This window comes from Shewanella sp. SM101, assembly GCF_025654465.1.
In the GTDB taxonomy this organism is placed as follows: domain Bacteria; phylum Pseudomonadota; class Gammaproteobacteria; order Enterobacterales; family Shewanellaceae; genus Shewanella; species Shewanella oncorhynchi.
This window is the reverse complement of sequence record NZ_JAKKRH010000005.1, coordinates 1-15,453: the sequence shown is the minus strand read 5'-3', so window position 1 is coordinate 15,453 and position 15,453 is coordinate 1. Positions and strand designations below refer to the sequence as shown.

The following is a 15,453-nucleotide window of genomic DNA, read 5'->3' as shown; positions in this document are numbered from 1 at the left end:
GTAAAATGAAGATTTTCAACTGATGTCAAATTATATTTTACGAAATTGTCATTTATATTTTACATATTTCATCATCGCCATGTAGCTTTTCAAATCAAAGCCTGATTATACTTTGCATCCTTCAGGGCATTATTTTCAACATTAGTGGCAAACGAATCAAATGGACTCAACTCTTCTTACTGCGTTTTTCGAGCACGGCACAATACGTGATGTCGAGTGTTTATTCCCTGATATTTCAGGCTATCCAAGGGGAAAGCTTATGCCAGCCCGAAGTTTTGCTCAGGGTGCTGAATTACGTATTGCCCAAGCGATTTCGATGCAAGCGATTACCGGTGAGTATTCCTACGATCCTGTTTTCCCTGATGCTGATCCTGATCTTTTACTCGTCCCCGATTACAGCACCCTCAAGATGATCCCATGGAGCACAGTGCCGCGCGCATTTGCCATCCATGACTGCGTATTACTGGATGGCAATTTATGTCCATTTGCGCCGCGCTCTATGTTAAAAAATGTGTTGGCCCGTTACCAAGCCCTTGGGTTAACGCCCGTGGTGGCCCCTGAGATTGAGTTTTATCTTACGGAGGCCAATACCGATCCGAGTGTGCCGTATCAGGCACCCATTTCAAAAAGTGGCCGAGCTGAAAATGGTCAATCCGCGTTTAGCATGAATATGCTCAATGAACTCGCACCATTTTGGGATGAGTTTAATGCCGCTATCGATGCGATTGGGATTAAAGGCGATACTTGGATCCATGAAATGGGGCTATCGCAATATGAAATTAACTTAGTGCATGGCGATCCGCTGGCCTTAGCGGATCAAGCCTTTATGTTTAAATACGCGGCGAAAGAAATCGCCATTAAACATGGCTTGAATGCAATTTTTATGGCGAAACCCATAGCGGGTCAACCCGGCAGTTCTATGCATTTACATCAAAGTGTCGTCGATGATAAAGGTAATAATATTTTCAGCCATGCTGATGGTAGCGACACTGACCGTTTTCACCACTATATCGGCGGATTACAAAAGTATCTACCTGATTTAATGTTGTTATTCGCACCCAATATCAATTCATTTAGACGTTACATTTCCGGCAGTCAAGCGCCGATTAATTTAAGTTGGGGCGTTGATAATCGCACCACTGGCTTACGTGTGCCATTAAGTGCTCCAGTAGCGAGACGGGTAGAGAATCGCATTGCGGGCGCCGATGCTAATCCGTACCTGATGATTGCCGCATCTTTGGCAGCGGGCCTTGCCGGAATGGAAGAAAAATTATCGCCAAGTGCACCAGAAACTGGGAGCGCTTATGAGAGCAGCCATGACCTCGCGCAGACATTTTTAGCTGCGTTAACGCAAATGCGCCAAAGTGATTCGGCACGACGCTTACTCGGGGACGATTTTGTCACTGGCTTTGTATCGGTGAAGGAAATTGAATTCCAAAGCTATTTGAGTGAGATAGGGGCTTGGGAGCGACGTTTCTTAGGGCCGCAATGCTAACGCTTTTATGAATAAGGGAATTATTACTTATAAAAGTTTTAACCCCTTAAATGACTCAAGAGTCTTAAAAATGAGTGACTAAAAAACAGCAACAAAAAAGCCAGTGCAAGCACTGGCTTTTCTTCGTCTGGAAACGAGAAGGGCGATTAAACGCGCTTCTTGAATTCACCAGTACGAGTGTCGATTTCAATTTTGTCGCCTACTTTCACGAAGTCTGCAACACTTACTGTGCCACCGCCAGTGATAGTCGCTGGCTTCATCACTTTACCTGAAGTATCGCCACGAGCTGAAGGCTCAGTGTAGATCACTTCACGGACGATAGTGGTTGGCATTTCAACAGAGATAGCTTTGCCATCATAGAAAGTCACTTGGCAAGTTTCTTCCATACCGTCAACGATATAAGCCGCTGCATCACCTAGGTTTTCAGCTTCTACGTCGTATTGGTTGTATTCTGCATCCATGAATACAAACATAGGATCTGCAAAGTAAGAATATGTGCAGTCAAGACGATCTAGGATGATGTCTTCTAACTTATCTTCACCTTTGAAAGTCGTTTCAGTACCAGAGTTAAGCAGTAAGTTTTTCAACTTTAACTTAACGATAGCAGCGTTACGGCCAGAACGAGTTGTTTCAGTTTTCTGCACAACCCATGGGCTGCCATCTAACATGATCACGTTACCAGGACGGATTTCATGAGCAGTTTTCATTACACTATTTCCTATATTTAGATTTTTCTGTTTTCGCGCAGTATCTTAGCTGTTTTTAACGAACTGAACTAGTCGAGTAGCGAGATCTGCAGCATTTAATGCATTAATTGGCCATTGTTTAGCATGGTGATGTAACAAGGGCAAATTAACAGGATTAAGGTTTTGCCAGTTAAGGCTCACGGCTGATTGCTGTGCTTGGTTGAACGCGAGATTCAATTCAGACCAATAACAAGCAATTTTAGGTGGCAGATTATCGCAGTAAAGTTTGAGAAAAGCTTCTAATTTTACGAGGTGATAATCATCTTCTTGGGGATAAATGTGCCAAATGAAGGGTTTTGCGGCCCATTGGGCACGTAAAAAGGAATCTTCACCGCGCACGATATTAAAATCACAGCTCCAGAGCAGGCGATCAAACCCCTGTTGGTCAGTCATAGGTAAAATATGCAGGGTTAAATTGCCATGATTTATCTGTTGACCCGGCACTAGAGCGGCAATTTCACATGGCAGTAAATGCGTCAGACTGTTTAAGCTACGCCCCTTGGGGATCAGCGCATGGATTTTTTCTACTGATTGCTGCCATAACTCACATAATGCGGGTAGCGCCTCGGTCTCATAGCTAAAAACGCTAATAACAGTGTCTTGTGCCTGAATGTCCTTAAGACCTAGATTAGTAAAAAGCTGCAATTTATTGGCAGTATCAGCTTGCCAAGCATCACGCTCGGTAAACAACTTTTGCTCGCAAATGAGTCCACCCGTTTTGGCGCTAAAACCGGGAAAGTAGAAATACTTCTTCAAACCATTGGCTTGTAACGATGGCAAACCATGGCAGCCTTCAACCCAATCTTCAGCACTTAAATACTCTAAATTCAGCCAGACAGGTACAGATTTTGGGGCGTTCTGATGTAAATAAACCAGCTGCGCTTTTACCTGTTCGGGTAATTCACAGGCAAAGGCTTCGATGAGCACAGCTCCTGCAACAAACTTTATAGGCAAAGGCTCTTTCCAATGAATAATATTCACACCATTGAAGGTTTGAGTGGCTTTTAGTGGATCGAGTGTCGGTAAGATATGCGAGAAGCTTGCGAGGTCATCGACCCACAAATTAACGGGGATCTGATACTCATTGGCTATTTGTTTGGCTAAACGCCAAGTGACGCCAATATCGCCGTAGTTATCAACGACGGTGCAAAAAATATCCCAGTGATTAGAGCGGGCTGTGTTGGTCATGAGTGTGGTATGTCGTTATTCTTAGTCAGAAATATATGCATAAAAAAAGCGGCGTTAAGCCGCTTTAATCAAATGGTTAACAGAATTAATCTTCTAATTCAGCTAAACACATTTCTTCGTAAATTTGCTTAACCCAAGCATCAACACGTTCTTCAGTCAGCTCTGGCTGGCGATCTTCATCGATACCTAAGCCAATAAAGTGGTCGTCATCGACTTGACCTTTAGAGGCTTCAAAATTGTAGCTTGCAGTTGGCCAATGGCCGATGATGATGCCACCACGGGCCTGAACAATATCGCCAACCATGCCCATGGCATCAAGGAAGTACTCAGCGTAGTCTTCTTGATCACCACAACCAAAAATAGCGACAAGTTTGTCAGTAAAATCAATTTGCTCTAATTCAGGGAAGAAATCATCCCAGTCACATTGCGCTTCACCGTAATACCAGGTCGGGATGCCGAACAGCAGCAAGTCATACTCTGCAATCTGTTCTTTGGTACTTTTGGCGATATCTTTCACCTCAACCATTTTTTTACCCAGTTTTTTCTGGATCATCTTGGCTACAGCTTCGGTGTTACCTGTGTCGCTACCGAAAAAAAGACCTACAGTTGCCATTGTCTATCCTTTAATGTCTAGTTCACTTATTAGGTTAATCTTGCTGGTACTCGTTCAGCACTCAACTTGTTGCTGAAGAATTAATTCGATTAACTGGCTACGGCTGATGTTACTGGCCAATGCCTGCTCATTCAAGGCGTCATACAAATCTTGTGACACCTTTAACTCTATTCGCTTTAATCCGTTGGCTTTATCGCGCTGGATTTGATTGCGTTTGTTGACCTTAAGCTGTTGGCTACGGGACAAAGGATTGCTACGTGGTCGGCCCCGGCGCTTTTCGTTGGCAAAAAGGTCAATAGTGGTTCTGTCTGTCGCTTCTTTTGCCATGTTCTTATTGTTAACCGATCCCTGAGCCTTCCCAAGTGATCTGGATAATACCTTTTACAATAAACCCGGCGCAGCCGAGAAATAACACTAACCAAACAATAAATCGACCAAATTTTGGCACGTTACCTTGTTTAAGCACATCGTGGATGGCCATGCCGATAAAGAAAAATATCGAGGCAAAAAACAGGTTCAGGCCGATGGTTTCAATTTGTTCCATGTACTGAGATAACATACTTTCTTAGTCCTTGAGAGTGTTCTAAGGCCAAAAGAGGCGCGAATATATCACAACAAGATGGCGGCTGCCATATGCTTTCGGTCGAGTTTGCTGCTGATTTACATTGAATGTTTGTCAATAAATTCAGACACGATCCGGTTAAAAATGACGGGTTTTTGCGCATGCAACCAATGACCACATCCTTCAAGTGTTTTTGCCTGTGCCGCGGGGAATTGCGCCATGATAGCGCTTCTGTGCTCGCTAGTGACATAATTTGAGTCGCCGCCGCGAATAAACAGACTTGGTCCAGCATAGCTTTGTACTGGATTTAGTGTCTGATTTTGCCAGCCAATAATATTAGGATAACAAGCCTTTAGGCCACTTAAGTTCATTTTCCAACGAAAGCCAGTATCAGTGCGTTGTAGATTTTTGAGTAAAAATTGTGCCGTTGCTTCGTCAATACCATTGTCAATTAAGTGGTTTAGGGCAAAGCGTCTGTCGGTATGGCCTTCTAAGGGCAGGCTTTCTAATGCCGCAAACACTGTGTCGTGTCTTGGCTCATAGGCGACGGGGGCGATATCGGCTGCCACCATGCTGATAATGCGCTCTGGAAAGGCTAACGCCGTCGCCATGGCGATTTTACCGCCCATGGAGTGACCCACAATATGGGCGCGTTCAATAGCCAGTTCGTCGAGCAAGCTGATCATTGCAGTGGCGAGGCGAGGGTAGTCCATTTGATCCCAATGCTCACTTAAACCATGATTGGGCACATCGACACGAATAACTTGATACTGATTTTCTAATACTTGCCCTAGACCTTTGAGGTTATCTAGATTACCGAACAAGCCGTGGATCAAGAGCACTGCGGGTCCTTGGCCTGTGGAAACAAAGTTCATGGTGATTCCTGTTGGAGATTTTTAGCTTAGCGTGACGCGAATTGTGCCCTTAATGCCGTTGGCTTGACAAGTCAGTTGCCATTTCTATAGTGGGGGCGGCCAGTAACTTGTGTGCTTTTTCGGCAATTGTCGATTAACTGCTAGTTTGCTGTGCTATTTCCCGCACTTTTAGAATAATGGCGCTTTATCAGATTGATAGAGATAGATACACTGGTAACAGATCGCAATGATCTGCCCCGATCGCTGTGGTACACTTTTTTCGGTTAAGCCTGTCGAATAACAAAGGATAATTAAGGTTATGAAATATATCGAAGTAGATGAAGAGCTCTATCGTCATATTGCCAGCAAAACAGAACGTATTGGTGAGAGCGCCTCTGACATTCTTCGTCGATTACTCGGCCTGTCCGTCGATGCGGTCGAACAACCCCAGCCTTTGGCGATTAGCCAACCGAGCCTTGAAGCTGAACCTATTCAGCCCGTCGCGGCGCAAACAGTGCCAGCAGTGAATGATTTTAGTCGCTTAGTCGATGAACATCAGTTATCGCAGCAAAAAGGCGCAGTAGGGCGTTTTCTGTTTTTGCTCGAAAGTTTGTATCAATTAGCCCCAGAGCAATTCTCACAAATTCTGCAGATCCAAGGGCGCGATCGTTTGTATTTTGCTCGCTCTAAGGAGCAACTGCTCGAAGCGAGTGCTTCGGCTAACCCAAAAGAAATTGGTGCAAGTGGTTTCTGGGTAACGAGTAACAACAATACCGCCAAGAAACGCACTATTTTATCGGAAGTTTTAGTGCAATTTGGTTGTGATGCGACAGTCGCAGCGGGCATCGCCGAGCGCGTTTAATCCGCGGGTGAGCCAAGTTAGTACGACATTTTTCTACTTTTTCTAATTGTAATTGAGTGCAGGAGAGCCATAGGTGGCAATACATCAAAGGGCAGGACAAATCGCTAATCAGACGGATCTGGTCAATATTCCAAAACTGATGAGCCATTATTACAGCATCACGCCAAATATGGATGACGTACAACAACGCGTCACCTTTGGCACTTCTGGGCACAGAGGCTGCGCCTTCAATGGCAGTTTTAACCAACAACACATTTGGGCGATTACCCAAGCTGTGGTGGATTATCGCCAATCGGTGAATATCAATGGGCCGTTGATCCTCGGGATTGACACTCATGCGTTATCCTACGCCGCTTATTTATCGGCCATTGAAGTGCTGGCGGCAAATAAAGTCACAGTGAAAATCCAACAGAACGATGGATTTACGCCAACGCCAGTGGTTTCCCATGGGGTGATTTGCGCCAATCGCGAAGCCAATATTACGGGTGCGGCATTGTCCGATGGTTTGATCATTACGCCTTCCCATAATCCTCCTCAGGACGGTGGCATCAAGTACAATCCACCCCATGGTGGACCGGCCGAAGGTAATATCACGGCTTGGATTGAATCGCGGGCCAATGATTACTTGCGCCAAGCGTTAGCTGGCGTGCAAAAATTAGCGTATGCCAAAGCGCTGGCATCAGGCTATGTTAACGCCATTGATTTGATCACGCCCTATGTGGCTGATTTAGAAAATGTTATCGACATGCAGGCGATTGCCAACGCTAAGCTGCGTATCGGCGTTGACCCGCTCGGTGGTTCAGGGATTTTCTATTGGGCACCGATTGCCGCGCGTTATGGGCTCGATATCACCTTAGTCAATGATAAGGTTGATCCAAGCTTTAGCTTTATGCCGCTGGATAAAGACGGCAAAATCCGCATGGATTGCTCATCTCCCTACGCGATGGCCGGGTTACTCGCCCATAAAGAATCCTTTGATTTATGCCTTGGTAATGATCCCGATTATGACCGTCACGGCATAGTTTGCCCTGGTACGGGTTTGATGGATCCGAATCATTATCTTGCGGTCGCTATTGATTATTTACTGACACACAGACCAGATTGGAGCGATACCTTAGCCATAGGTAAAACCTTAGTATCGAGTGCGCTTATCGATAAAATCTGTGCTTTCCACGGCAAAACGTTACTCGAAGTGCCAGTGGGCTTTAAGTGGTTTGTCGACGGTTTAGCCGAAGCCACAATCGCCTTTGGCGGTGAAGAGAGTGCTGGCGCGGCATTTTTACGCCGTGATGGCTCTACTTGGTGTACGGATAAAGACGGTTTTATTCTAGGGTTACTTGCGGCAGAAATTCTTGCGGTGACAGGTAAAACCCCAGGTCAGCGTCACCAAGAGTTAGTAAAACAATTTGGCCAAAGTTTCTATAAGCGTATCGATAGCCCAATCAGTCTTGAAAACAAAGCCAAGTTTGCTTTGCTCAATGCCGATACCTTAAATGCCACTGTGCTTGCAGGTGAGACAATCGAAAACGTGTTAACCCATGCGCCAGGCAATAATGCGGCGATTGGCGGCATCAAAGTTACCACAGCTAATGGGTGGTTTGCGGCGCGTCCATCGGGCACTGAAGCGTTATTTAAAATCTACGGCGAAAGTTTTATCAGTGAACAGCATTTGGCTGAGATCATCAAAGATGCGCAGGCATTAATTGATAAGGCGCTAAACGCTTAATGCAGTAGTAGGTTTATAAAGTATCAAAAACAAACGCACTCAGATTTGAGTGCGTTTTTGTTTGTGTCTAATTCAGCTGTGAGTAGTTGATCTCATGCTGATTTGACCGTATTTAGTACTCGATATGACAACTCGGTAAGTTATTCTTATCGATGTAATTTTGATGATATTCCTCAGCAACATGGAACTGTTGCAATGGCACAATTTCAGTGACGATATGGCGTAATCCCCAACGCCCCGAGCGGGCAAAAGCTAATTTTGAGGCTTCTGCGGCCGCTTTTTGCTCTCGGTCGTGGAAGAAAATGGTGCTGCGATATTGAGTGCCAATATCTCCGCCTTGCATGTTCAGACTCGTTGGATTGTGGTTTTTCCAAAATACATCGAGCAAGTCTTCATAACTGACAAGGGCAGGGTCAAATTCCACTTGCACCACTTCGGCATGGCCCGTTTTGCCTTTTTTGACTTCTTCATAGGTTGTCGCCGCATTATTGCCGCCCATATAGCCGCAGGTGGCATTCGATACGCCGTTCACTTGTCTAAAAAAATACTCTACGCCCCAGAAACAGCCGGCACCAAAGGTTGCTAACGCCATAATTAAATCCAATAGAAGTCTAGATGGCTAAGAATTGTGATAAAACTTGAGTGCAAAAGCAAGCCTCAAGCTGGAATATTTATCATGGGAAATTCTTAGGGAATGTCCTAAGAATTTAACAATCAGCTTAGTTGAATGTCATTCCGCTTAAAACTGGGTCCTACGGCAATAAATGTCTGAGAACAGCACTAAAAACATGTGTTAGTATTGAAGCCGTTTTTTAGGTGCGAGTGAGACTAACCGCGGTGAGATAAATGCTTAAGTGGTTATTACTGCCTGTACTTATGCTATTGCGCCAATACTGTTACACATCATTATAAGGAGAATTCTGTGTTACAAGCTCTGTTAGATTCAAAGGATTTTTTAGCGCTCACCTTAGCCCATCCTGAACAGTTCGATGGCGAATTTTCATTTAACTTAGGCGATCATACTCAAGTGGAAGTGTGGGATACCGGTGTTATTGTTTTCGAACCAATACAGAATGAAGGAAAAGATATTGTGCTTTCCTGCGGTGTTCACGGTAACGAGACCGCGCCCATTGAACTCTGCAATAGCTTAATTAAACAACTTCTACAGCAAAAGATCATCGCAAAGCAGCGCACTTTATTTCTCATTGGTAACCCATTAGCGATTAATAACGGCACGCGGATTATTGACGAAAACATGAATCGTCTATTTAGTGGTGAGCATTCCAATCCACCAGGGTTAGTGAACCCTGAGCGAGTACGCGCGAAAAAACTCGAAGCCTATGTCGATCGTTTTTATACTGCGGTTGCCGATGGACGTCAGCGCATCCATTATGATTTGCACACGGCGATGCGCGCCTCGAAGCATGAAAAGTTCGCTATCTATCCCTATCGTCCAGGGCGCGCCTTTAGCGGCGAGCAAATTATGTTTTTAGCCGCAAGCGGCGTCGATACAGTACTTTTCCACCACGAACCGACCACGACCTTCAGCTATTTTTCTTCTGAACGTTACGGCGCTGATGCCTTTACCATTGAGCTTGGTAAAGTGTATCCCATGGGGCAGAACGACATGACGCGTTTTATCGCCACCCATGAAATGTTCATGCGCTTGATCACCGCTAAGCCGTTGGAGCTAGATGCATTTGATGCCGATAAGGTCAACTTGTACCAAGTGTGCCGCGTTATCAATAAACATTTCGATGATTTTGAATTTACCTTCGCAACGGATGTCGAAAACTTCAGATCTTTCCCGAAGGGCTTTGTTTTAGCGCGGGAAGGTGGGCAAGAAATTAAAGTGGAGCACGAGTTTGAGTCTGTCGTGTTCCCTAATGCCAAAGTGCCTATTGGTAATCGCACTGTGATTTGCCTGATTCCTGCCGTGAATGCGGACGTGCGTTAGGCTTGTAAAGCAATATATACATGCGTGGCAGGGATAACTTGTGGTTTGAGCTATGCCAATGGTTGATAGGTAGTTTACGTTAACGTAATGTTCGTCGGGCATATTCGTATAAACAGACGCATCAAAACGCTTTGATGCGTAATGAGATAACAAGAGCACAATATGAGCAAAGCAACACTCAACACTGATACAGTGCACCGTGTCGGCTTCTTGGATAAGGCATCGCTACACATTCCTATCCTTCGAATTCTACAAGCCGACGGCACCACTTATGAAACCGCGGTTTTGCCTGTGATAGATGAAACCTTAGCCACTAAAATTTACGATACCTGTGTATTCACTCGGGTACTTGATGAACGTATGCTTGGTGCCCAGCGCCAAGGACGCATCAGCTTCTACATGACCTGTACGGGTGAAGAAGCGGCGATTGTCGGCAGTGTGGCCGCACTCGATCAAGAAGATGTGATCCTCGCACAATATCGTGAGCATGCGGCGCTGCGTTATCGCGGCTTTACCACTGAACAGTTTATGAATCAGATGTTCAGTAACGAGAAAGATCTTGGTAAAGGTCGCCAAATGCCAATCCATTACGGCAGTGCGGCATTGCATTATCAAACGATTTCGTCACCGTTAGCCACGCAAATCCCGCAGGCGACTGGTGTGGGCTACAGCTTAAAAATGCAAGGTAAGCGCAAAGTCGCGGTTTGCTATTTTGGCGAAGGCGCTGCATCGGAAGGGGATTTTCATGCTGGCCTCAACATGGCCGCGGTACTGAAATGCCCAGTGATTTTCTTCTGTCGTAACAATGGCTACGCGATTTCTACCCCCACTGAAGAGCAGTTTGCTGGAAACGGTATTGCCAGCCGCGGTGTGGGTTATGGCATGCACACCATTCGTGTAGACGGCAATGACATGTTGGCCGTGTTAGCGGCAACCCAGCAAGCCCGTGCCTATGCGATTGAGCATAATGCGCCTGTGCTGATTGAAGCCATGACTTACCGTCTCGGCGCGCACTCTTCTTCAGACGATCCCTCAGGTTATCGCTCGAAAGATGAAGAAGCCAAGTGGCAGCAACACGATCCGGTTAAACGCTTCAAATTATGGCTTATCAACAAAGGTTGGTTGGCTGAAGCGGATGATGTGAAACTGCATGAGAAATATCGTGAAGAAGTATTGGCTGCGGTAAAAGTGGCTGAAAAAATTCCTGTGCCTATGCTGGATGAAATTATTGAAGATGTGTACGACAAGCCGACGCCAGTGCTGAAAAAGCAACTCGCCGAGCTTAAAGAACATATCAAGAAATATCCGCAAGCCTATCCAAAAAGTGCAGGGAGACTATAAGCCGTGGCTGAAATGAATATGTTACAGGCCGTCAATGAGGCCTTGTCGATTGCCATGCAAGCCGATGAACGCATGGTGGTTTTTGGTGAAGATGTGGGCCACTTTGGCGGGGTATTTCGCGCCACCTCCGGTCTTCAAGAAAAATTCGGGCGCGATCGCTGCTTTAATACGCCGCTGACAGAGCAAGGTATTGCCGGTTTTGCCAATGGTTTAGCCTCCAATGGCATGACCGCTGTGGCTGAAATTCAATTCGCCGATTATATCTTTCCGGCGTTTGATCAAATCGTCAACGAGTCGGCTAAGTTCCGTTACCGTAGCGGTAATGAGTTCGATGTCGGTGGATTAGTGTTCCGTACGCCCTATGGCGGCGGTATTGCGGGCGGACATTATCACTCACAATCACCTGAAGCCTATTTTACCCAGACGCCGGGGTTAAAAGTCGTTGTGCCACGCAACCCTGAGCAAGCCAAAGGCCTGCTGTTGGCGTCAATCCGTGACAAAAATCCGGTGATCTTCTTTGAGCCTAAGCGTTTATATCGTGCATCGGTTGGCGAAGTGCCAGCGGGCGATTATGAAATTGAACTGGGTAAGGCTGAAGTGGTTCGCGAAGGTAAAGACATCACCTTAGTGGCGTGGGGCGCGCAAATGGAAATCCTTGAAAAAGCCGCCGATATGGCCGCTAAAGAAGGGATCTCCTGTGAAGTTATCGATTTACGCACCTTGTCACCCTGGGATATCGATACTGTTGCCGATTCAGTCAAAAAGACCGGACGTTTACTGGTCAACCATGAAGCGCCATTAACCGGTGGCTTTGCTGGTGAGATAGCGGCGACGATTCAGCAAGAATGCTTCTTGTATCTAGAGTCGCCCATCAGCCGCGTTTGTGGTTTAGATACCCCGTACCCACTCATTCATGAAAAAGAATACATGCCAGATGCATTCAAAACGTTTGAAGCCATCAAAGCATCAGTGACCTTCTAGGAGTCCGGTATGATTAAAGATTTTATTTTGCCGGATATTGGCGAAGGTGTTGTGGAGTGTGAGTTGGTTGAATGGCTGGTCAAAGAAGGCGACACAGTCGTTGAAGACCAACCTATTGCCGATGTGATGACAGACAAAGCACTTGTTCAAATCCCAGCGCCTTTTGCGGGCGTAGTCACTAAGCTGTATTACGCCAAGGGCGATATTGCGAAAGTGCATGCGCCGCTCTATGCCGTTGAAATTGCAGGCGAATCTGTTACGGCTGAACCTGCTGCGACGACTGCAAAAGTGACTGAGCCAGTGGCAGTAACAAACGCGACCACGTCATCCAGTTCATCTGTCAGCATTGAAGAATTCTTACTACCGGATATCGGCGAAGGCATTGTTGAATGTGAGCTAGTTGAATGGTTAGTGAGCGAAGGTGATTGGGTTGAGGAAGATCAACCGATTGCCGACGTGATGACAGATAAAGCGCTGGTGCAAATTCCTGCCATTAAAGCGGGTAAAATTGCCAAACTGCATTATCGCAAAGGTCAGCTAGCTAAAGTACATGCGCCTTTATTTGCCATTGAAGTTGAACAGACGGCTTCTGCACCTGCGGCGACAATAAATACAGATACTGTGGCCAATGCCGCACCTGCAGCGCAGATTGTGAATGCAGAGCCTGCTCGCCAAGGTAAAGCCTTAGCCAGCCCCGCAGTTCGTCGCATGGCGCGGTCGTTAGATATCGATTTGAGCCAAGTACCTGGCACAGGAAAGCACGGCCGTGTGTATAAGGAAGACATCACTCGCTTCCAACAAGGCGCGAGCAATGTTTCTGCTCCAAGTGTGGCTCAGGTAAAAGAGGCGCCAGTTCAAGCGACTCAAGCATCTCAAACCCAAGTTCCAACATCTACAGTGACTCAACGCGCTGACACGGTTGAGCCTATTCGCGGCGTAAAAGCTGTGATGGCACGCATGATGGTGGAATCTGTGTCGAGCATTCCGCACTTTACCTATTGTGAAGAGTTTGATTTAACAGACTTAGTTGCACTGCGTGAAAGCATGAAAGTGAAGTATTCGTCAGATGAAGTGAAGCTGACCATGATGCCTTTCTTCATGAAGTCAATGTCGCTCGCGTTAAGTCAGTTCCCTGTGATGAACAGTCAAGTGAATGCGGATTGCACTGAACTAACTTACAAGGCACGTCACAATATCGGCATGGCGGTGGATTCTAAAGTCGGTCTCTTGGTGCCCAACATCAAAGATGTGCAGGATAAGAGCATTTTAGAAGTGGCCGCAGAAATCACCCGCCTGACCCAAGCAGCCCGCAGCGGCCGCGTGGCGCCAGCGGATCTGAAAGACGGCACGATTTCCATCTCTAACATTGGCGCCTTAGGTGGCACAGTGGCGACGCCTATTATCAACAAACCTGAGGTGGCGATTGTGGCCTTAGGTAAGTTGCAAACCCTACCGCGCTTTAACGCGAAAGGGGAAGTCGAAGCTCGCCAAATCATGCAAGTGAGCTGGTCAGGTGACCATAGAGTGATCGATGGCGGTACGATTGCTCGCTTCTGTAATCTGTGGAAACAGTATCTTGAACAGCCTCAAGAGATGTTATTAGCGATGCGCTAAGCCGCTGGCACGAATAACTGACACTAAAAGGACGCTAAAAGCGTCCTTTTTTATTTGCTTTGCACAAATGGGTTAATCTTTTGATCCCGATTACGTATAATTCCCGAACGTAGTTATCCTGATGGATGTGTTATGAGTCAGTTAGCCCCCAGCCCATTTGCTCCAACAATAGAAACCATTGATTACCCGTTTCCGCCTAAACCAGTGCCTTTGTCCGATGCGCAAAAAGCCGATTACAAGGCGCGTATCAAACAACTGCTCATTGAAAAAGATGCCGTTCTGGTTGCCCACTATTATACCGATCCTGAAATCCAAGCCCTTGCCGAAGAGACTGGCGGCTGCGTTTCAGACTCCTTAGAAATGGCGCGTTTTGGCCGCGATCACCCAGCAAAAACCTTAATCGTTGCTGGGGTCAAGTTTATGGGCGAAACCGCCAAGATTTTAAGCCCAGAAAAAACCATTTTAATGCCGACCCTTGAAGCGACCTGTTCATTGGATTTAGGTTGTCCGATTGATAAGTTCAGCGCTTTCTGCGACGCGCACCCAGATCATACTGTGGTGGTTTACGCCAATACCTCGGCTGCGGTTAAAGCGCGCGCCGATTGGGTGGTGACCTCCAGTATTGCCCTTGAAATCGTTGAGCACTTAGACAGCGAAGGCAAAAAGATCATTTGGGGACCAGACCGTCATTTAGGCAGCTATATTGCCAAGCAGACGGGCGCCGACATGTTGATGTGGCAGGGCGATTGTATCGTTCACGACGAGTTTAAATCGAACGCGCTGCGCGATATGAAAAGCGTTTACCCCGATGCAGCTATCCTTGTGCATCCTGAGTCGCCAGCCAGTGTGGTGGCGATGGCCGATGCAGTTGGCTCGACCAGTCAACTGATTAAAGCAGCGCAGACCATGCCAAATGAGCGTTTTATCGTGGCAACCGATCGCGGCATTTTTTATAAAATGCAGCAGGCGGCGCCAGGTAAAATTTTAATTGAAGCGCCAACCGGCGGAAATGGCGCAACCTGTAAGAGCTGTGCCCACTGTCCTTGGATGGCGATGAACGGTTTGCAGGCCATTGAAGCGTCACTCGCCGACAGCGATAAAACCACCCATGAGATTTTTGTGGATGAAGACTTAAGAGTTAAAGCGCTTATCCCACTGACGCGTATGCTGGATTTTGCCAAGACACTGAATATGAAAGTGAAGGGTAATGCCTAAGCCCATTATTTAGCTTTTCTTCAGCGTAATAAAAATCCCCGCCATAGCGTCTGTCTCTTCTACACAAATCCCTCGGTTTGCCCCGGGGGATTTTTTTGAACCATTTTTAATTAACCTGATCTGATCCTGACCTTTTGTTTCAGATACCACATGCCATGTTTTTAAGTGAACCATCACTCTGGGCACAGAGCATTTTTCAGCGCGCAAAATTAGGGGATGTACGAAGGACCAAACGGCTTGTACAGTTGGCGGCTCAACTTGCAGCTCATACAGGACAATCTATCGTGCAATCTCTTTCA

The 15,453-nt window shown here is 46.4% G+C and carries 16 protein-coding genes; 9 read left to right on the top strand and 7 right to left on the bottom strand.

Annotated features, from left to right (window positions below):
• The first annotated feature begins 160 nt into the window (after window positions 1–160).
• Complete coding sequence (locus L5M38_RS03940; protein WP_168825244.1) at window positions 161–1,495, top strand: glutamine synthetase family protein; 1,335 nt, start codon at window positions 161–163, stop codon at window positions 1,493–1,495.
• Between the two features lie 146 nt (window positions 1,496–1,641).
• Here the strand turns inward: L5M38_RS03940 and efp are convergent, their stop codons facing one another.
• The 6 genes from efp to L5M38_RS03910 form a co-directional block, all read right to left on the bottom strand.
• The gene (efp, locus tag L5M38_RS03935; RefSeq protein WP_105252465.1) at window positions 1,642–2,202 is read right to left on the bottom strand and encodes an elongation factor P; all 561 of its coding nucleotides are present in this window, start codon (window positions 2,200–2,202) and stop codon (window positions 1,642–1,644) included.
• Window positions 2,203–2,247: 45 nt separating this feature from the next.
• Window positions 2,248–3,429: an elongation factor P maturation arginine rhamnosyltransferase EarP gene (gene earP / locus L5M38_RS03930; RefSeq protein WP_263166245.1), complete on the bottom strand. Its 1,182-nt coding sequence runs from the start codon at window positions 3,427–3,429 to the stop codon at window positions 2,248–2,250.
• Window positions 3,430–3,514: 85 nt separating this feature from the next.
• On the bottom strand, window positions 3,515–4,042 hold the full coding sequence (gene fldA, locus L5M38_RS03925) for a flavodoxin FldA (protein WP_006081576.1): 528 nt from the start codon (window positions 4,040–4,042) through the stop codon (window positions 3,515–3,517).
• A 54-nt stretch (window positions 4,043–4,096) separates the two neighbouring features.
• A complete protein-coding gene (gene ybfE / locus L5M38_RS03920; RefSeq protein ID WP_006081577.1) occupies window positions 4,097–4,369 on the bottom strand; it encodes a LexA regulated protein in 273 nt (90 codons plus the stop codon).
• A gap of 10 nt (window positions 4,370–4,379) precedes the next feature.
• On the bottom strand, window positions 4,380–4,601 hold the full coding sequence (locus L5M38_RS03915; protein ID WP_006081578.1) for a DUF2788 domain-containing protein: 222 nt from the start codon (window positions 4,599–4,601) through the stop codon (window positions 4,380–4,382).
• Window positions 4,602–4,702: 101 nt separating this feature from the next.
• Window positions 4,703–5,479: an alpha/beta fold hydrolase gene (locus tag L5M38_RS03910; protein ID WP_173496693.1), complete on the bottom strand. Its 777-nt coding sequence runs from the start codon at window positions 5,477–5,479 to the stop codon at window positions 4,703–4,705.
• 298 nt (window positions 5,480–5,777) lie between these two features.
• Between L5M38_RS03910 and seqA the strand changes: the two genes are divergently transcribed.
• Entirely contained in the window at window positions 5,778–6,320 is a 543-nt protein-coding gene (gene seqA / locus L5M38_RS03905) for a replication initiation negative regulator SeqA (RefSeq protein WP_219250445.1), read from the top strand.
• A 73-nt stretch (window positions 6,321–6,393) separates the two neighbouring features.
• Window positions 6,394–8,046: a phosphoglucomutase (alpha-D-glucose-1,6-bisphosphate-dependent) gene (gene pgm / locus L5M38_RS03900; protein ID WP_263166242.1), complete on the top strand. Its 1,653-nt coding sequence runs from the start codon at window positions 6,394–6,396 to the stop codon at window positions 8,044–8,046.
• 112 nt (window positions 8,047–8,158) lie between these two features.
• Here the strand turns inward: pgm and msrA are convergent, their stop codons facing one another.
• Entirely contained in the window at window positions 8,159–8,638 is a 480-nt protein-coding gene (msrA, locus tag L5M38_RS03895) for a peptide-methionine (S)-S-oxide reductase MsrA (RefSeq protein ID WP_028759985.1), read from the bottom strand.
• A 330-nt stretch (window positions 8,639–8,968) separates the two neighbouring features.
• On the opposite strand from msrA, the gene astE reads away from it, so the two are divergent.
• The 6 genes from astE to L5M38_RS03865 all read left to right on the top strand — a co-directional run.
• Entirely contained in the window at window positions 8,969–10,003 is a 1,035-nt protein-coding gene (gene astE / locus L5M38_RS03890) for a succinylglutamate desuccinylase (RefSeq protein WP_028759984.1), read from the top strand.
• A gap of 162 nt (window positions 10,004–10,165) precedes the next feature.
• Window positions 10,166–11,344 carry a thiamine pyrophosphate-dependent dehydrogenase E1 component subunit alpha gene (locus tag L5M38_RS03885; protein WP_113939702.1) on the top strand — a complete coding sequence of 393 codons (1,179 nt, stop codon included), beginning with the start codon at window positions 10,166–10,168 and terminating at the stop codon, window positions 11,342–11,344.
• A gap of 3 nt (window positions 11,345–11,347) precedes the next feature.
• Complete coding sequence (locus L5M38_RS03880; RefSeq protein WP_012089197.1) at window positions 11,348–12,325, top strand: alpha-ketoacid dehydrogenase subunit beta; 978 nt, start codon at window positions 11,348–11,350, stop codon at window positions 12,323–12,325.
• Between the two features lie 9 nt (window positions 12,326–12,334).
• Window positions 12,335–13,939 (top strand): dihydrolipoyllysine-residue acetyltransferase, encoded by a 1,605-nt coding sequence (locus L5M38_RS03875; RefSeq protein ID WP_168825257.1) that lies wholly within the window; start codon window positions 12,335–12,337, stop codon window positions 13,937–13,939.
• A 132-nt stretch (window positions 13,940–14,071) separates the two neighbouring features.
• Window positions 14,072–15,154, top strand: a complete 1,083-nt coding sequence (nadA, locus tag L5M38_RS03870; RefSeq protein WP_028759980.1) for a quinolinate synthase NadA — start codon at window positions 14,072–14,074, stop codon at window positions 15,152–15,154.
• Between the two features lie 155 nt (window positions 15,155–15,309).
• On the top strand, window positions 15,310–15,453 hold a 144-nt coding region (locus L5M38_RS03865; RefSeq protein ID WP_263140584.1), incomplete at its 3' end, for a transposase.